The sequence below is a fragment of the Pseudomonas sp. IT-P44 genome (assembly GCF_949768225.1).
Taxonomy (GTDB): Bacteria; Pseudomonadota; Gammaproteobacteria; order Pseudomonadales; family Pseudomonadaceae; genus Aquipseudomonas; species Aquipseudomonas migulae.
Genome location: NZ_CATKQM010000016.1, coordinates 47,018 through 65,152, shown reverse-complemented (window position 1 = coordinate 65,152; position 18,135 = coordinate 47,018). Strand labels below are relative to the sequence as shown.

The following is an 18,135-nucleotide window of genomic DNA, read 5'->3' as shown; positions in this document are numbered from 1 at the left end:
CTCAGCCCTGATTGAGCAGTTGACGCAAATCGATCACTGCGGCGTTGGCCCGGGAAATGTAATTGGCCATGACCAGCGAGTGGTTGGCCAGTACGCCGAAGCCGCTACCGTTGAGAATCATCGGGCTCCAGACCGGTTCCTGCGACGCTTCCAGTTCACGAATGATCTGGCGCACGCTGACGGTCGCGTTCTTCTTCGCCAGCACATCGGCGAAGTCGACTTCGATGGCACGCAGCAAGTGGGACAAGGCCCAGGCCTGACCGCGAGCTTCATAGAACACGTTGTCGATCTGCATCCACGGGGTTTCGACGATTTCCTCGTCAACCTGTGGCACCTGACCCGGCGCGACCACTTCGGTCTTCAGCGCGGTGTTCAGTTTGACCCGGCCAACGCTGGCCGACAGGCGTTGCGACAGCGAACCCAAACGAGTGCCCACATCGCCCAGCCAGTTGTTCAGGTTGTCGGCGCGAGCATAAAACAGCGCGTTTTTCTGCAAAGGATCGGACAGGCGCGCCTGATAGCGGCTCAGGGAATTGATGCCTTCCTGATACTCGGACTCGCTGGAGGGCAGCACCCAGCTTTTATTGTCGAAGTTGAAACGCGGCTCGGCTTTCGCCAGATCGGCGTCTTCGGCCGATTGCGACTGCGAACGGGCAAAGTCTTTGCGCAACGCCCGCGTCAGATCGCGGACCTGGACCAGCACGCCATATTCCCAGCTCGGCGTGTTGTCCATCCACAGGCCCGGCGGGAAACGGTCGTTGGAGATGTAGCCGCCCGGTTTGGTCAGCAAGGTATCGGCGACGGTCTTGAGTGTTTCGACCGTGGTGTAGCCGATGACCATTTGCTTGCCTTCTTTCTCGGCCGCCACTTGAGCATTCTGTTGTACCGGGAACAGCGCCGGCTCCTGGCTCCAGTACCAGCCAAGCACAAAGGCCACAATCAGATAGAGGCCGATCAGCGTGGCCAGCGCCCGACTGAACAAAAGGCCACCGATGTAACTGCGGGTAGCCGATTTCGGTTCAGCGGCACGTTCAGGCGCGCTGCCCGCGCGGTTCTTCCAGTCCAGCATGGCGATATCCTTTCAATCACTTGAGTTCATCGGTTCGACCACAACCATACAACAACGTGCCTTTGCCCGGCACCCGTCGTCGGGTTATCCGCAGAAATTAGCGTCAGGCCTGTGACAACCGTGCGCCGATGAATTCTAGTCGCCCTGCCAGGGTTAAACGCCAATGACCTTCATTGAAATTTGCTGCCACCCCGTTGATGTAAACAGATGAGCGATGCCCTTGCCGTCGGTCCTGCGTGGCGCCGTGTCCCCATCCACCGTCGCAATGTAGTCATGCAGCGCCAGCGGCTCACCGGTTACGCTGTCCCGGAGGCGAAAGACTCTTGGCGTTCTCGACGGCTGGACGGGCGGATTTAGCATCAGCTCCATTACCTTTGGATCAAAGGTCCGCTCCGGCATTACCCAGTCAGCGTAATCGGCTTCAGGCCTGACCAACCGCCATTCCCCCCGCTCGATCGGGTCGAGCACCTCGCTCTCGATATCGATCAGCAGGCCGGCACGCAACTCGTCCATTCCATCGATAAGCTGCCGATCTTGCAGCGCCTGGCGCACAAGCTCCAGCGCTTGCTCACTGGGCCAGGCATGTTGGCGCTCCCATTCGGACAGATCGAGCTCGTTGACCAACCTCATCCCGGCACCTCAGTGCTCCACTCATCGGAACCCATGGTTCGACTGACTTCATGCCGCCAATTAATGCGCCGGTAACTGAAATGGACTTTCTCCACTTGAGTGAGGTGAGCCGTACCGGGATCCTGGCAATGCGGCATGAGCACTTCAGCGCCGATGATCACCGCGTCTTCCAGTTCCATCGTATAAAAATGTTCCTGGGTTCCCTGAGCCGAGGTGCGATACCACTCGACGCGGCATATTTTTAGCAATTCTCCAGAACATAAAGCGTTGTTGATCAGCGGTGTCGCTTTGTCGATGGCCTTGGTGACGATCAAGGGCTTGTGCATCCGACGACCTGCGCCCGACCCTTTCGGTACGAAGATCCCGTGGCTCAGGGCCTGGATCATGATTTGGTCCTCACGCCCCTTTTGATAGATGTTGCCCACCGACGCCTCAGTAAAAGCACCAGCGCTGATCAGGCCTTGGTGTTCGCCGTGGAGGGTCATGAAGGCGGGGGTTGGCATGGTGGGGCTCCTTTGGTTTTTTTGGGAAACAAGGGGGTGAGCGGGATGGATTGATCCAATTCGATTAGAGCGTCTTCATCCCCATCTTCTGCGAAAGGCGTCCACGGTTTGCTGATCGACAGTGTGATGAGGTAGCGCTCTTCATCAGGCCGTTGGTCGTATTTGAAACGGTGGACGTACATCAAGACTTGATATTTTTTGCCGGCCTTCCAGTAAACCGAGCCTCCTTTGTCTCGCAGCTGCGCTCGCCATTCAGGCGTGTCGGCAAAGGGTGGATAGCGTGTCCTACCGGCCACCCTCCATCCCCCCCCGCGCCACTGGTCTTGTAAATCCAGCGCTACTTCCAGGGCATCATCGAGCAGTAGTGGCTCGATCTGCGGGGACATGCGGATACCGAAAATGATGTTGTCGTCAAATCCGACACTAAAGAAGCGCGCGGCGGGAGTGGTGAACCCAAATTGCGGGTCGACGAACCGCAATTTCGCATCGGTCATGGGGATACCGGACCAGATATGTCCGCGTATCTCCGGACTAAAGGGCGCTGAAGATTTTCTGCGTAGATCTTCATACGTCCCGCCTATTTCCAAGACGATTTCGGGTTCATCCCAGAGAGGTTGCGTCAGTTGCTGAATGGAGGCCCACGTCAGGACAGCCAGGACAAGAAGATAGGCGCCGCAGCGCCAGCCGAACCAATGTGGTCGAAGAGTCATTGACTACTACCGCTTGCTGCGATCTCGTTGATCGACTGCTCCAATGCATAACGGTTGTGGTCACCGAGCATCTGGTCAAAACGTGCGGCGGCCTGCAGCACGAATGCCATTCGCTGCTTGATGTCGGACAAGTCCGCCAACGGGTTGTCGCCAAAATCGATGGTGCGCCCATCCTCGACACGTTGGCATTGACTGGTAAGCGTCAACTCAATTGCCTGCGCAACGCCTGAAGGAAACCCCGTGACGTAGGACGCGTGGTTGGCACGCAGCAACGCCACCAATTGACGGTTCTGGTAAATCGTCGGCTGGAGGATATTGTTCTGCTCATGCCGCGCCAAATGCTCAACACTTGCGGCGATGTCTCCGTCCTCTATCGCCTCAAAGCCCAGCAAATTTTCGAAGTGAGCCACCCCGAACTTCAGCGTTTCCTCCCCCGCTGGCCACAACACCGGGAACTTCGGATGCCCGTAAATTCTCTTCCGGGCGTCCAGGCACTTCTTCAACTCCCTCAAACCCCGTTTCGCATAAAACTCATGCAACGGAAAAACATCCAGAAACAGCGTGGTGTTCCCCAGCGCCATCATGTCGTGCACATGCCTGAACTGCTGCTGCACCAGCGACAGCTCCTCACCCGTTGAATGAAAATCCAAAGAGGACACCGGATTGCGCGCATCCGCTTCCTTATAGTCACGCAACTCTTGCGCCTGCCCGGCCATCCTGTCAGGCGTCAGCAAACCATGCTCTCGGCGGCTGTCACGCATACGCTCCCGCGACTCATGCTCATCGCGGATGAGATCGATGCTGTCCGCCGCATGCAGCAATCCGCAGCCAACCTGCTTGGAGGCAAACGCCGCCAGCCCGGCCCACTGAAATCTGGAATCGTGCAACCAGAGTCGCGCGTACGCAGCATTGATAGCGCGGTTGCGCTCAACAGGGTCGGCAATCAATACCCCTCCAGGTGCGACGATGCCCTCCGCCTCCCGCTGGTAGTGTCGCCATAGGCACGCGCACGTCAGAATCGGGACGTCGGTAACAAACGTCTTGCTCCCATAGAGCAGTTCCTCTTTGCATTCACAATCAGCAACGGGCGTGCTGTTGTGATTCAGGCGCTGCTCGTCGCTGGGATGTTCTTTGAAACACTGGGTCATGATGGGCCGATGGCATCTAAGGGTTTCCCTGACACCCTACCAGCCGAAAATCCGGTTCAAGTCTGCCGGCGAAAAATCAGAACTCCCTGACAAGTAACGCTCGCCGGGATGACAGACGATTCGCGAAAACAGGCAGGAGAGGCCCTGATCATGGGTAATGTCAGATCACCGACACACATTTTCAGACCCGCCAGTCAGAAACTGAATGACGTCGCATTGCAGATTATTGACATACGACACTCATGCGACTGAAAAGAGGTGCTAGCATAGAGCCACCAGTCGATCTCAGCATGCACCCTAACTAGTAGTCAGGATATGACCGAGCCAGAAGACCCCAGCCGTGAGCGCCTCAAGCACCACTTTGCCCAGCGGGTAATTCATCAGGCACGTCAAATTCTTGAGATCTGGCAGCGCCTGCAACGCAGTGAGTGGTCCACCACCGACTTATCGGAATTGAGTGAAGCCAACCTGCGCCTGCTGCGTTTCGCCGAGCGCTTCGAACAACCGGAACACACGCAACTGGCACGCCATATCGGCCAGTCGCTGGAGGCTGTCGACGCCAATCGCGGACGCCTGAGCAGCGGCCTGATCACTGACCTCAATCGCTTGATGCAGCGCCTGTCGCGTACCGGCCTGCGCCATGGCGATCAGCTCGAACAAACCTTCCTGCCGCCGTTGCGCAAGCCGATCTACGTGATGCTGCAGGATCACGACCGTGCCGAACGACTGGCCAAACAACTGGAATTTTTCGGCCTCAGCGCCCAGTCCCTCGACAGCGTGTCGGCGTTTCGCTCCTCGATGGTCGAGCGTTTGCCGGCCGCGATTGTTATGGACGTGGACTTCAGCGGCCCCGGCGTCGGCCTGAAACTGGCCGCCGAAGCCCAGGTCGGTCTGGATGAACCGTTGCCGCTGCTGTTTTTCAGCCTGCTCGAAACCGACACCCCGACCCGCCTCGCCGCCGTGCGTGCCGGTGGCCAGGAGTTTCTCACCGGCACCCTCGAAGCCTCGAGCCTGCTGGAGAAAATCGAAGTCCTGACCTGCGTCGCGCAGTACGAACCTTATAAAGTGCTGATCATCGACGATTCCCGCGCCCAGGCCTTGCACACCGAGCGCCTGCTCAACAGCGCCGGGATCGTCACGCGCACCTTGATCGAGCCGATCCAGGCCATGGCCGAACTGGCGGATTTCCAGCCCGACCTGATCATTCTCGACATGTACATGCCGGCCTGCACCGGTACGGAACTGGCCAAAGTGATCCGCCACAATGACCGCTATGTCAGCGTGCCGATCATTTACCTGTCGGCCGAAGACGATCTGGACAAGCAGCTCGACGCCATGAGCGAGGGCGGCGACGACTTCCTGACCAAACCGATCAAGCCCCGGCACCTGATCACCACCGTGCGCAACCGCGCGGCGCGGGCGCGCAATCTGAAAGCGCGGATGGTCCGCGACAGCCTCACCGGGCTGTACAACCACACACACATTCTGCAATTGCTCGAAGACTGCAGCTTCCGCGCCCGCCGCGAGAGCAAGCCGCTGAGCTTTGCGATGCTCGACATCGACCACTTCAAACGGGTCAACGACAGCCACGGCCACCCCATGGGCGACCGTGTGATCAAGAGCCTGGCGCTGTTCCTCAAGCAACGATTGCGCAAGACCGATTTCATCGGCCGCTACGGCGGCGAAGAATTTGCCATCGTCATGCCGGACACCGATATCGAAGCGGCCTGCAAAGTCCTCGACGAAATCCGTCAGCGCTTCGCCGAAATCCATTACCCCGCTCAGCCCCAGGACCTCTGGTGTACGTTCAGCGCCGGGGTGGTCGAGCTGTGCGAAGACTCCGACGGCCTGATGATGGCCAGCCAGGCGGACGAGGCGCTGTACCGTGCCAAGCATGCCGGACGCAACCGTGTACAAGCCGCACGGACGTCAAAGCAAAGTGCCACTTTTTCATCGGAATCGACCCAGTCAGTCATAACCCTGTAACAGAAACGCAATAACTTCAGGCACTTACCATTTCGCCGTTGGTAGTCCCTTGATGCGCCTGAAGCTGCTGACCAATCTCAATACCCTCCTTCTAGTCGCCGTGTGCGTGGCCCTCGGCGCCACGCTTTGGTGGTCGCAAAAAGCCCTGGAGCGCCCCTATCTATTGATGGAGCGCTACCTCGGGTTGTCCCAGCAATTCCAGAATGAAGTGGCGCGTAACATCGAGGATTACCTGGCCAGCGGCGATGCCTTGCGCCTGAGCAGCGCCAGCCAAGCCATCGACGGCCTGCAAAAGGAACTCGCCGAGCTACCGCCGACGTTGGCCGACAGTTTGCGTCCGAGCCTGTCGAACCTGGATGAATTCAGCAAAACCGACCTGCTGGCCGCCGGCAAACTCGCGGGCGATCCTCAGGCGCTGTTGCTGCAAGCCGAACGCGAACTCGGCGCCAGCCTCGACCAGCTGAGTCAATACGCCAGCAGCAACGCGAACTATCTGACGCCATTGCTCGCAGCCTCTCAACACCTGGGCAAACTCTCTTTGGCCCGGGACAAACTGGTCAGCAGCGGCCGCAGCGAACTGGCCGCCGATGTCGAGCGCGAAGTCACCAACATCCGCACGCAAGCCGAGCTTTTGAACGCCTTGCCGCTCTTGGGCGTGACCAGTAAAAGTGAATCGGGCACCGACGATTTCGCTGCAATGATGGGCCTGGAGAACACCGAAAAAACCGTTGCGGAAGATGCCGGCGTCGGCCTCAAACGCGAGCTCAACAGCCTGCTCACGCGCTATCCCGCAGAGCTGGCGCGAACCCGCGAGCAGATCCAGAAACGCGCCGACCTCAGCGCCGCGACGCACCAGAAAATCGCTGCCGTGCAACAGTCCATCGCCGGGCTGGAACCGGTGGTCCGTGCCCAGCACGGGCAGATCCAGAGCGAAGTGCGGCTGATGCAAGGGGTGATGATCGGCCTGATTCTGCTGATCGCATTACTCATCGACACCCTGCAACGGCGCCTGGCCCGGACGCTGACCAACCTCGCGCCGGCACTCTCGACCTGGGCCGAAGGCGACTTCAGCCGCGACATCGAATTGGGCAAGACCAATCGCGAACTGCATGACATCCAGGCCTCGCTCAATCGACTGCGCGCCTACCTCGTCGATCTGGTCGGAACCATTCGCCTCAACGCCGAGCAGGTTGCCGGCAGCAGCCGCACCCTGGCCGAGTTGAGCAATGATTTGCACAGCGGCGCCGAACATCAGGCGGGTGACACCGCGTTGATCCGCGACTCCCTCGGCGAGCTGGAAGCGACCATTCAACAAGTCGCCGGCGATGCCAGCCAGGCTGCCGACGCCAGCCGCCATGCTGGATTGGCGGTGGAACATGGACAGAAAGTCATCGGTTTGAGCCTCACCGGGCTGCATGCGCTGGTGGGCGAAGTACAAAGCAATGCACAGATGATCGAACACCTGGCCGAGGAGTCCGCCACCATCGGCGGCGTGCTGACGGTGATCCGCTCGATTGCCGACCAGACCAACCTGCTGGCCCTGAACGCCGCCATCGAAGCGGCCCGCGCCGGGGAAATGGGACGCGGGTTTGCCGTCGTGGCGGAAGAGGTTCGGTCATTGGCGCAGCGCACCGCAGGCGCTACGGCAGAGATCCAGAACTTGATCGCCGGGCTGCAGACAGCGGCCCGAGAGTCGGTGGAAGGCATGCGCGCGCAGGTTGAACACGCGGAGGCGACAGCCAATCAGGCCCAGGCGGCCGACGGTGCGCTGGATAAAATCGTCGGGGCGATCCAGACGATTTCCGACACCGCCGTACGCATTGCCGATGTCACGGCTCAGCAGAGCGGAGCCGTCAGCGAAATCCGCGATCACAGTGAGCGGATTCACCAATTGGGCGGGGATAACTTGCTGCGTATCGGTGAGGGGCGTGAGCAAGGCGAGCATTTGTTGGTGTTGGGCGGGCGGTTGCATACGGCCGTTCAGGCATTCCGCGTCTGACAGACCGCCACATACCTGTAGGAGCGAGGCTTGCCCGCGAACCAAACGACACGGTTTATCAGGCGAACCGTGTCATCGTTCTTCGCGGGCAAGTCGGATCGCCGCACCGCTCGCTCCTACAGGGGCGGGGCAATCCGTGCAACTGTCCGCTATCATGCCCCCAATTCCGATACGCGAGATCGTCATGCGCCGTTTGCTCTGCCTGCTGCTTTTAGTGCTCGCCCTGCCGGCCACCGCCGCCGGTTTGCTGGAGAGTCGACCCAGTTCCACCCTGGGGTCGATCAACAACAGCGCCGACTTCCTGCCGGTGCGCGAAGCCTTTCAACTGAGCCTGATAGACAGCACGCCACAATCGATCAAGCTGCGTTTTGTCGCCACCGAGGGTTATTACCTCTACCGCCATCGCTTTCAGTTTCGCGCCGACCCTGCCGAGATCGTAGTCGGCCCGGCACAGCTGCCCAAAGGCGAGCAGAAACACGATGAGTACTTCGGCGACGTCGAGATTTACCACGGGATTCTCGATGTCGAACTGCCGCGCAGCGATCAACGCGCCTTCACGCTGGCGGTGACCTATCAAGGCTGTGCCGACAAAGGCCTGTGCTATCCGCCCGAGACCGAACGCCTGAGTATCGACGGCAGTGGCGGCGCCACCACGAGTTGGAGCTGGCGGGAGCTGGCATTGTTCTTCCTAGCGGGCCTTGGCCTGACCTTCACCCCTTGCGTGCTGCCGATGCTGCCGATCCTCTCCGGCGTGGTGTTGCGTGGCCAGGTGGGTGGCTTGCGCGGCTTCAACCTGTCGCTCGCTTACGTGCTGCCGATGGCCGCCTGCTTCGCCCTGCTCGGTGCGCTGATGGGGATGTTCGGCGCACAGCTCAACCTTCAGGCGCGGCTGCAATCGGCGTGGGTGCTGGTGCCGTTCGCAATGTTTTTTGCGCTGTTTGCCCTAGCGATGTTCGGTGTCTTCGAACTCAAGTTGCCGCACGCGATCAGCAGCCGGCTGGATCGCATCGCCGGGCGCACCGAAGGCGGTTCGTTGTGGGGCGCAGCGGTGCTGGGCGTGGTTTCCAGCCTGTTGGTTTCACCCTGCGTCTCGGCACCGCTGGCCGGCGCGCTGCTGTACATCAGCGCCAGTGGCGATGCGCTGGGCGGCGGCTTGAAACTGTTCATGCTCGGCCTCGGCATGGGGGCACCGCTGTTGCTGGTGGCCACTGGCGGCGCCGCCTGGCTGCCGAAAAGCGGACCATGGCTGGTCTACGTGAAAAACGCGATTGGCGTGTTGTTGCTGGGTCTGGCGATCGGTCTGCTCAGTCGCGTGCTGCCGGGGCAGATCACTTTGTTGCTGATCGGTTTGCTGGCCGGCGGTGTCGGCTTGTTCATGGGCGCGCTGGAGTTCGTCTACAAACCTCCGCGAAAACGCCTGGGCCAGTTACTCGGAATGTTCCTGCTGTTTTATGCACTGGCCTGTTGGTATGGCGCCTTCAGTGGCCAGACCGATCCGTTCAACCCAATCGGCCAGCCGCGTGTCGTCAGCAGCAACGAGCAATCGCAGAACACCAGCGACTGGCAAACCGTCACGACTCCGGCCGAACTCGATCGCGTCCTCGCCGAAGCCAAATCCTCCGGTACGCCACTGCTGCTCGACTGGTACGCCGACTGGTGCATCAGCTGCAAAGTCATCGAACACAAAGTGCTTAACGACGCGCAGGTCGTCGAACGCCTCAAGGGTTATCGGCTGATTCGCTTCGACATCACCGCCAGCAACGCCGAGCAACGCGCCCTCCTCGACCGCTACACACTATTCGGCCCACCGGCGCTGATGTTTTTCGGCAAGGACGGTGTCGAACGCGCCGATGTACGAGTGATCGGCGAAATCAGCGCCACGGACTTCGCCGAACGTGTATCCAAAGCAAATGACCGGATTTAATCACCCGGTCACATATTTCGCGCAAACATCGGCCATCGTGCTGGCTATTGCATAGAACTGGACAGTCACAAAGGCTTTGCGGCATAGTCGCCGGGTTCTGACAAATGCACACGGATAACGAGGAACAGCAGATGGCGACCCTATTGGTTCTGCACGGCCCCAACCTGAACATGCTCGGCACCCGTGAACCGGGCACCTATGGCGCTACGACACTGGCGCAGATCAATCAGGACCTGGAACGCCGCGCTCGTGAAGCCGGCCATCATTTGCTGCACCTGCAAAGCAACGCCGAGTACGAATTGATCGACCGCATCCACGCTGCCCGCAGCGAAGGTGTGGACTTCATTCTGATCAATCCAGCAGCTTTTACACACACAAGTGTCGCATTACGTGACGCGCTGCTGGCGGTGAGCATCCCATTCATCGAAGTGCATTTGTCTAACGTGCACAAACGCGAACCTTTCCGCCATCACTCTTACTTCTCCGACGTAGCGGTGGGAGTGATCTGCGGCCTTGGCGCCAGCGGTTATCGACTGGCCCTGGAGGCTGCACTAGAGCAGCTTGAACAACAAGCTATACGCCCCTGACCGACCCTTGGGAGTTGATGATTCATGGATATCCGTAAAGTTAAGAAACTGATCGAACTGCTGGAAGAGTCCGGCATCGACGAGCTCGAGATCAAGGAAGGCGAAGAGTCCGTTCGCATCAGCCGCCATAGCAAAACCCCGGCTCAGCAATACTACGCTCCGGCGCCAATGCACGCTCCGGCTCCAGCGCCTGCCGCTGCTGCCCCGGTTGCCGCCGCTGCCGCTCCTGCTGCACCGTCCGCCCCTGCCCTGAACGGCGCCGTTGCCCGTTCGCCAATGGTCGGCACCTTCTATCGCAAATCTTCGCCAAGCTCGCCGTCCTTCGTTGAAGTCGGCCAGACCGTGAAGAAAGGCGACACCCTGTGCATCGTCGAAGCCATGAAGATGATGAACCACATCGAAGCTGAAACCAGCGGTGTGATCGAATCCATCCTCGTCGAAGACGGCCAGCCGGTTGAGTACGACCAACCGCTGTTCACCATCGTTTGAACCGCGGAGAAACTTTGATGACTGCGAAGTTGGAAAAAGTTCTGATCGCCAACCGCGGTGAGATCGCACTGCGGATTCTGCGTGCCTGCAAAGAGATGGGCATCAAGACCGTCGCCGTTTACTCCAAGGCCGACAAAGAGCTGATGCACCTGGGCCTGGCAGACGAATCCGTCTGCATCGGTCCGGCCTCGGCCGCCCACTCTTACCTGCACATCCCGGCAATCATCGCCGCGGCTGAAGTGACCGGCGCCACCGCCATTCACCCAGGCTACGGTTTCCTTGCGGAAAACGCTGATTTCGCTGAGCAGGTCGAGAACTCCGGCTTCGCCTTCATTGGTCCGAAAGCCGACACCATTCGCCTGATGGGCGACAAGGTATCGGCCAAGCACGCGATGATCGCTGCCGGCGTTCCAACCGTTCCGGGTTCTGACGGCCCGCTGCCGGAAGACGAAGAAACCGCTCTGCGCATCGGTCGCGAAGTCGGTTACCCGGTGATCATCAAAGCCGCTGGCGGCGGTGGTGGTCGCGGCATGCGCGTTGTGCATAGCGAAGAAGACCTGATCTCCTCGGCGAAACTGACCCGCTCCGAAGCAGGCGCGGCGTTCGGCAACCCGATGGTCTATCTGGAAAAATTCCTGACCAACCCACGTCACGTGGAAGTCCAGGTACTTTCCGACGGCCAGGGCCACGCCATTCATCTGGGCGACCGCGATTGCTCGCTGCAACGTCGTCACCAGAAGGTTCTCGAAGAAGCGCCGGCACCGGGCATCGACGAGAAAGCACGCCAGGAAGTCCTCGCTCGCTGCGTCAAGGCGTGCATCGACATCGGCTACCGCGGCGCCGGCACCTTTGAGTTCCTTTACGAAAACGGTCACTTCTACTTCATCGAGATGAACACTCGTGTCCAGGTAGAGCACCCGGTTTCGGAAATGGTCACTGGTATCGACATCGTCAAGGAGATGCTCAGCATCGCCGCCGGCAACAAGCTGTCGTTCACCCAGGATGACGTGGTCATCCGCGGTCACGCGCTGGAATGCCGGATCAACGCCGAAGACCCGAAAACCTTCATGCCAAGCCCAGGCACGGTCAAGCATTTCCACGCTCCAGGCGGCAACGGCGTTCGCGTCGATTCGCACCTGTACAGCGGTTATGCCGTTCCGCCGAACTACGATTCGTTGATCGGCAAGCTGATCACCTACGGCGCAACCCGTGACGAAGCCATGGCGCGCATGCGCAATGCGCTGGACGAAATCGTTGTCGACGGGATCAAGACCAACATCCCGCTGCACCGCGACCTGACCCGCGATGAAGGCTTCTGCAAAGGTGGTGTAAACATTCACTACCTGGAACACAAGCTGGCTGGCGAAAAGCACTAAGCTTTTAGCCTGATCAACAAAGCCGCCTTCGGGCGGCTTTGTTGTTTCTGAAGGTTTCATATCCCCCTGTAGGAGCGAGCGGTGCGACGATTCGACTTGCCCGCGAACCAGGCGCCGCAGTATGTCTGCACGACTGATGCGCTCCCTTCGCGGGCAAGTCGAATCGTCGCACCGCTCGCTCCTACGAAGAACACGCATATGTCGACCTTGTCGTCTTCTGCCTCGCGCTCGCGTAAACTTGCGCGCTTCTCGCAGCCCGCTAGGCTGCAATCAATATTTTTCAAAGGTGCCCGCCATGCCTTGGCTGCAAGTCCGTCTCGCCATCAGCCCAGAACAAGCCGAAACCTACGAAGACGCTTTCCTTGAAGTGGGCGCCGTGTCGGTGACTTTCATGGACGCCGAAGACCAGCCGATCTTCGAACCGGAACTCAACACCACCCCGCTGTGGTCGCACACGCACCTGCTGGCCCTGTTCGAAGGCGGCACCGAAGCCGCTTCGGTCCTGGCGCATCTGGAGCTGCTGACCGGCAGCCCGCTGCCCGAGCATCACAGCGAAGTCATCGAAGACCAGGACTGGGAACGCAGCTGGATGGACGATTTCCAGCCAATGCGCTTCGGCCAACGCCTGTGGATCGTGCCGAGCTGGCACGCCGCGCCTGAACCCGACGCCGTGAACATCCTGCTGGACCCGGGCCTCGCGTTCGGCACCGGCACGCACCCGACCACCGCGCTGTGCCTGGAATGGCTCGACGGTCAGGACCTGAAAGACTGCAACGTGCTGGACTTCGGTTGCGGCTCGGGGATTCTGGCGATTGCCGCCCTGCTGCTCGGCGCCAAGGAAGCCGTTGGCACTGACATCGACGTGCAGGCGCTGGAAGCCTCGCGCGACAACGCCGGTCGCAACAACATCGCCGACGCGCTCTTCCCGCTGTATCTGCCGGAAGATCTGCCACAGGTTAAGGCCGATGTGCTGGTGGCCAACATCCTCGCCGGCCCGCTGGTCTCCCTCGCACCGCAACTGTCGAGCCTGGTCAAGCCGGGTGGTCGCCTGGCGCTGTCGGGCATCCTCGCCGAGCAAGGTGATGAAGTAGCCGCCGCCTACGCGCAGGACTTCGATCTGGACCCGATCGCCAATCGCGATGGCTGGGTGCGCATCACTGGCCGTCGGCGCTAGAATGAGCGCCTGCATAATCCGGATCGCCGCATGACCGACAGCTTCGTCACCCAGTGCCCGCATTGCCAAACCAGCTTCCGCGTCAGCCATGCTCAGTTGAGCGTGGCCCGTGGAGTGGTTCGTTGCGGCTCGTGCCTGCAGGTGTTCAACGCCGCCAAGCAACTGCTTGAGCAGGCAGGCAAGGAAGTGATCCCCCCGGCGGCTCCGGCCATCGTCGAGACAGCCGAGCCAGAACCACGGGCCATCAGCCAGAAGCAGTGGACTGCCGCCGAACTGGACCTGGACAGCCTGGACCTGGATGAAGAACTCGCTCGACTGGAACAGCGGGAAATCCAGCCGACCACCGAATTCGGTCGCCACCGCGAAGACAGCCTGAGCGCCCGCCGCGATAACGCCGAGCACGACGAAGAGCCGTGGTCCGACAGCCTGTTCAGCGAATCCGCCGCCGATCGCGCCGAAGCGGCGCAAGCGACAGAAGCTGCCGAAGCCCCCCTCACGCCGGAGCCGGCAATCGAGCCGAGCAAACCTTCGCGCACCGAACCCTCGCTGTCCCTGGAACCCGTGGAGCTGGACGACGAGACTCTGCCGCCGCAACTGCGCCTGAACGATCCACTCGACGCCCCGCTCCATCACGAACGCCTGTCAGCCACCGACGCCAGTGACGATATCGACGACGACCTGCCTTCGATCGAACCGCTGCGCAAACGCCGTGAACGCAGCGAACCGGGCGTACGCGCCGAGGTGCTGCAAGACCTGACCGATGACCCGTTGCAACTTGACTGGCAAAAACGCCGCTCGCCCTGGGGCCGACGGTTTTTCTGGTTGCTGCTGATCCTGCTCGGCGCTGGCGCACTCGCGGGTCAATACATCGCTTACCATTTTGACGAACTGGCTCGTCAGGATCAGTACCGTCCGTGGTTCCAGCAGTTCTGCCCGCAAATCGGCTGCACCGTGCCGTCAAAAGTCGACATCGCGAAAATCAAGAGCAGCAACCTGGTGGTACGCAGCCATCCGGAATTCAATGGCGCGCTGGTGGTCGACGCGATCATCTACAACCGCGCGCCCTTCTCCCAGCCGTTCCCGTTGCTGGAGCTGCGCTTTGCCGACCTCAACGGTCACCTGATCGCCAGCCGCCGCTTCAAGCCTGGCGAGTACCTCAACGGCGATCTCGAAGGCATGGCGGAAATGCCGCCGCAAACGCCGATCCACATCGCCCTGGACATCCTCGACCCAGGCGCCAAAGCCGTGAACTACAGCCTGAGCTTTCACTCACCCGAGTGAAACGCTTCAGTGTTACGGGTTTGACGGCACATTTCTGGCAGAGACCGCTCATACCAAACTGCTGGCAATAACAGAATAACTGTTCAGATTTTGTTCAATTCAGCCTTTATCCAGTCATCGAGAGCGGGTATCATGCCAACCCTTTTTCGAACTCTCATGATCCGGCCCCACAACTGGAAAGTCCTATGTCGGCGGTACGCATCGGTCCATACACATTGCACAACGGCTTGATTCTCGCCCCTATGGCGGGTGTCACCGACCAACCCTTTCGTCAGCTGTGCAAGCGACTGGGCGCAGGACTTGTAGTCTCGGAAATGGTCACCAGCGACATGAGCTTGTGGAACACCCGCAAATCGCGCATGCGCATGATCCACGAAGGTGATCCCGAGCCACGCTCGGTGCAGATCGCCGGTGGCGATGCGCAGATGCTGGCGGATGCGGCCCGGGCCAACGTCGAACTGGGCGCACAGATTATTGATATCAACATGGGCTGTCCGGCAAAGAAGGTCTGCAACAAGGCCGCCGGTTCCGCATTGTTGAAGGATGAAGCACTGGTGACCGAGATCCTGCAGGCCGTGGTGGCTGCGGTTGATGTGCCGGTTACCTTGAAGATCCGTACCGGCTGGGACCGGGACAACAAGAACGGTCTGACGGTGGCGAAGATCGCCGAGCAGGCAGGCATTACGGCGTTGGCGGTCCATGGCCGCACCCGCGCCGATCTGTACACCGGTGAAGCCGAGTACGACACCATTGCCGCGATCAAGCAGGCCGTGTCGATGCCGGTCTTCGCCAATGGCGACATCGATTCGCCGGAAAAGGCCCGCTACGTGCTCGACGCGACCGGTGCCGATGGACTGTTGGTTGGACGGGCTGCCCAGGGGCGGCCATGGATTTTTCGCGAGATCGACCATTTCCTGCGTACCGGCGAGAAACTCCCGGCGCTGGAGCTGATCGAGGTGGAACGCATTCTGCTAGAGCATCTGGCCGCACTGCACGTCTTCTATGGAGACGTCATGGGTGTCCGGATCGCTCGGAAGCATGTGGGCTGGTATCTCGCAACCTTGCCGGGCGCCAGGGAGTTTCGCGCCCACTTCAATCGTTTGGAAGATACGGAAGCACAATGCGCCAACGTTCAGGGCTTCTTCGCCGAACGTTACAAGAGCCTGACAGGGGACGGAGAAGAGGTGGCCGCATGACGATGATGACCGAGACTTTAGTGAGTGGAACAACACCCGTGAGCGACAACGTGAATTTGAAACAGCACCTCAATACGCCGAGCGAAGAAGGCCAGACCCTTCGCGGGAGTGTCGAGAAGGCGCTGCACAATTATTTCGCCCACCTTGAGGGCGCTGCCGTCACGGATGTGTACAACCTGGTGCTCTCCGAAGTCGAGGCGCCCCTGCTCGAGTGCGTGATGAACTACGTCAAGGGTAACCAGACCAAGGCCAGCGAGCTGCTCGGGCTGAACCGAGGCACCCTGCGCAAGAAACTCAAGCAGTACGATTTGCTGTAAGCATTCAATCAAACCAGAAAGGCGCCCGCGTAAAAACGGTCGCCTTTTTTGCTGACTCCTTTGCTTTTGATGGAAATTGAAATGACCGACCAGACTACCCGCCTGCCGATCCGCCGCGCCTTGATCAGCGTTTCCGACAAGACCGGGATCCTCGAATTCGCCAAAGAGCTCGAAGCCCTGGGCGTCGAGATCCTCTCCACCGGCGGAACGTTCAAGCTGCTGCGTGACAACGGCGTTGCCGCAGTGGAAGTCGCGGATTACACCGGTTTCGCAGAAATGATGGACGGTCGGGTGAAAACCCTGCACCCGAAAATCCACGGCGGGATCCTCGGTCGTCGTGGTATCGACGACGCGATCATGAACGAACACGGCATCAAGCCGATCGATCTGGTGGCCGTCAACCTGTACCCGTTCGAAGCCACCATCAACAAGCCAGGCTGTGACCTGCCGACCGCCATCGAGAACATCGACATCGGCGGCCCGACCATGGTCCGTTCCGCGGCAAAAAACCATAAAGACGTGGCCATCGTGGTGAATGCCAGCGACTACGCCAACGTGCTGGAAAGCCTGAAGGCCGGCGGCCTGACCTACGCTCAGCGTTTCGACCTGATGCTCAAGGCCTTCGAACACACCGCTGCCTACGACGGCATGATCGCCAACTACATGGGCACCGTGAACCAGGCCGCCGACACCCTCAGCACCGAAGGTCGCAGCGAGTTCCCGCGCACCTTCAACAGCCAGTTCATCAAGGCTCAGGAAATGCGCTACGGCGAGAACCCGCACCAGAGCGCGGCGTTCTACGTTGAAGCCAAGCCTGCCGAAGTCGGCATCGCCACCGCGACCCAACTGCAAGGCAAGGAGCTGTCCTACAACAACGTGGCCGACACCGACGCCGCGCTGGAATGTGTGAAGAGCTTCGTCAAGCCGGCCTGCGTGATCGTCAAGCACGCCAACCCGTGTGGTGTTGCCGTGAGCCCGGACGCCGAAGGCGGCATCCGTCAGGCCTACGAACTGGCCTACGCCACCGACACTGAATCCGCGTTCGGCGGCATCATCGCCTTCAACCGCGAACTGGATGCCGAGACCGCCAAGGCGATCGTCGAGCGTCAGTTCGTCGAAGTGATCATTGCCCCGAGCGTCAGCGAAGAAGCCCGCGCCATCGTCGCGGCAAAAGCCAACGTGCGCCTGCTGGCCTGCGGCGAGTGGTCGGCTGACCGCGCCGCTGCCTGGGACTACAAACGCGTCAACGGTGGCCTGCTGGTGCAGAGCCGCGACATCGGCATGATCAGCGCCGATGACCTGAAAGTCGTGACCAAGCGTGCACCGACCGAACAGGAAATCCACGACCTGATCTTCGCCTGGAAAGTCGCCAAGTACGTCAAGTCCAACGCCATCGTCTACGCCAAGAACCGCCAGACCATCGGTGTCGGCGCTGGCCAGATGAGCCGCGTGAACTCCGCGCGTATTGCCGCGATCAAGGCTGAACATGCCGGCTTGCAGGTGGCGGGTTCGGTCATGGCATCCGACGCGTTCTTCCCGTTCCGCGACGGCCTGGACAACGCGGCCAAGGTCGGCATCACTGCGGTGATCCAGCCAGGCGGCTCGATGCGTGACAACGAAGTGATTGCAGCAGCTGATGAAGCCGGCATCGCGATGGTCTTCACCGGCATGCGCCACTTCCGTCACTGATCCAGCTCTTGTAGGAGCGAGGCTTGCCCGCGAAGAGAACGCCGCGGTGCAACTGCA

The 18,135-nt window shown here is 60.3% G+C and carries 16 protein-coding genes; 11 read left to right on the top strand and 5 right to left on the bottom strand.

Annotated features, from left to right (window positions below; genetic code table 11):
* Nucleotide 1: 1 nt before the first annotated feature.
* The 5 genes from ACM6IO_RS10240 to ACM6IO_RS10220 form a co-directional block, all read right to left on the bottom strand.
* Nucleotides 2-1,069, bottom strand: coding sequence for a DUF2333 family protein (locus ACM6IO_RS10240; RefSeq protein WP_008031276.1), 1,068 nt, complete (start codon nucleotides 1,067-1,069; stop codon nucleotides 2-4).
* A gap of 153 nt (nucleotides 1,070-1,222) precedes the next feature.
* The gene (locus tag ACM6IO_RS10235; protein WP_223435125.1) at nucleotides 1,223-1,699 is read right to left on the bottom strand and encodes a hypothetical protein; all 477 of its coding nucleotides are present in this window, start codon (nucleotides 1,697-1,699) and stop codon (nucleotides 1,223-1,225) included.
* The gene (locus ACM6IO_RS10230) at nucleotides 1,696-2,202 is read right to left on the bottom strand and encodes an Hcp family type VI secretion system effector (protein ID WP_192226977.1); all 507 of its coding nucleotides are present in this window, start codon (nucleotides 2,200-2,202) and stop codon (nucleotides 1,696-1,698) included. The genes ACM6IO_RS10235 and ACM6IO_RS10230 overlap by 4 nt, the downstream gene beginning before the upstream one ends.
* A complete protein-coding gene (locus ACM6IO_RS10225; RefSeq protein ID WP_414911402.1) occupies nucleotides 2,181-2,912 on the bottom strand; it encodes a hypothetical protein in 732 nt (243 codons plus the stop codon). Before ACM6IO_RS10225 ends, ACM6IO_RS10230 begins: the two co-directional genes overlap by 22 nt.
* Nucleotides 2,909-4,060, bottom strand: a complete 1,152-nt coding sequence (locus ACM6IO_RS10220) for a DUF2515 family protein (RefSeq protein ID WP_414911401.1) — start codon at nucleotides 4,058-4,060, stop codon at nucleotides 2,909-2,911. The genes ACM6IO_RS10225 and ACM6IO_RS10220 overlap by 4 nt, the downstream gene beginning before the upstream one ends.
* Before the next feature lie 315 nt (nucleotides 4,061-4,375).
* On the opposite strand from ACM6IO_RS10220, the gene gcbA reads away from it, so the two are divergent.
* The 11 genes from gcbA (at nucleotide 4,376) to purH (ending at nucleotide 18,078) form a co-directional block, all read left to right on the top strand.
* Nucleotides 4,376-6,046, top strand: coding sequence for a diguanylate cyclase GcbA (gene gcbA, locus ACM6IO_RS10215; RefSeq protein ID WP_223414954.1), 1,671 nt, complete (start codon nucleotides 4,376-4,378; stop codon nucleotides 6,044-6,046).
* A 52-nt stretch (nucleotides 6,047-6,098) separates the two neighbouring features.
* Nucleotides 6,099-8,045 (top strand): methyl-accepting chemotaxis protein, encoded by a 1,947-nt coding sequence (locus ACM6IO_RS10210; RefSeq protein ID WP_207284768.1) that lies wholly within the window; start codon nucleotides 6,099-6,101, stop codon nucleotides 8,043-8,045.
* Nucleotides 8,046-8,229: 184 nt separating this feature from the next.
* Nucleotides 8,230-9,969, top strand: coding sequence for a protein-disulfide reductase DsbD (locus ACM6IO_RS10205; protein ID WP_414911400.1), 1,740 nt, complete (start codon nucleotides 8,230-8,232; stop codon nucleotides 9,967-9,969).
* Nucleotides 9,970-10,100: 131 nt separating this feature from the next.
* Nucleotides 10,101-10,556, top strand: a complete 456-nt coding sequence (gene aroQ / locus ACM6IO_RS10200; RefSeq protein WP_008031265.1) for a type II 3-dehydroquinate dehydratase — start codon at nucleotides 10,101-10,103, stop codon at nucleotides 10,554-10,556.
* A gap of 24 nt (nucleotides 10,557-10,580) precedes the next feature.
* Nucleotides 10,581-11,045 carry an acetyl-CoA carboxylase biotin carboxyl carrier protein gene (accB, locus tag ACM6IO_RS10195; RefSeq protein WP_008038728.1) on the top strand — a complete coding sequence of 155 codons (465 nt, stop codon included), beginning with the start codon at nucleotides 10,581-10,583 and terminating at the stop codon, nucleotides 11,043-11,045.
* A 17-nt stretch (nucleotides 11,046-11,062) separates the two neighbouring features.
* Nucleotides 11,063-12,421, top strand: a complete 1,359-nt coding sequence (accC, locus tag ACM6IO_RS10190) for an acetyl-CoA carboxylase biotin carboxylase subunit (RefSeq protein ID WP_008031262.1) — start codon at nucleotides 11,063-11,065, stop codon at nucleotides 12,419-12,421.
* A 295-nt stretch (nucleotides 12,422-12,716) separates the two neighbouring features.
* Nucleotides 12,717-13,595, top strand: coding sequence for a 50S ribosomal protein L11 methyltransferase (gene prmA, locus ACM6IO_RS10185; RefSeq protein ID WP_008031261.1), 879 nt, complete (start codon nucleotides 12,717-12,719; stop codon nucleotides 13,593-13,595).
* A 30-nt stretch (nucleotides 13,596-13,625) separates the two neighbouring features.
* Nucleotides 13,626-14,876, top strand: coding sequence for a DUF3426 domain-containing protein (locus ACM6IO_RS10180; RefSeq protein ID WP_414911399.1), 1,251 nt, complete (start codon nucleotides 13,626-13,628; stop codon nucleotides 14,874-14,876).
* A gap of 185 nt (nucleotides 14,877-15,061) precedes the next feature.
* Nucleotides 15,062-16,072 (top strand): tRNA dihydrouridine synthase DusB, encoded by a 1,011-nt coding sequence (gene dusB / locus ACM6IO_RS10175; protein WP_150633367.1) that lies wholly within the window; start codon nucleotides 15,062-15,064, stop codon nucleotides 16,070-16,072.
* Entirely contained in the window at nucleotides 16,069-16,389 is a 321-nt protein-coding gene (fis, locus tag ACM6IO_RS10170; protein WP_007907419.1) for a DNA-binding transcriptional regulator Fis, read from the top strand. Before dusB ends, fis begins: the two co-directional genes overlap by 4 nt.
* A gap of 81 nt (nucleotides 16,390-16,470) precedes the next feature.
* Nucleotides 16,471-18,078: a bifunctional phosphoribosylaminoimidazolecarboxamide formyltransferase/IMP cyclohydrolase gene (gene purH / locus ACM6IO_RS10165; protein ID WP_008038724.1), complete on the top strand. Its 1,608-nt coding sequence runs from the start codon at nucleotides 16,471-16,473 to the stop codon at nucleotides 18,076-18,078.
* Nucleotides 18,079-18,135: the final 57 nt, after the last annotated feature.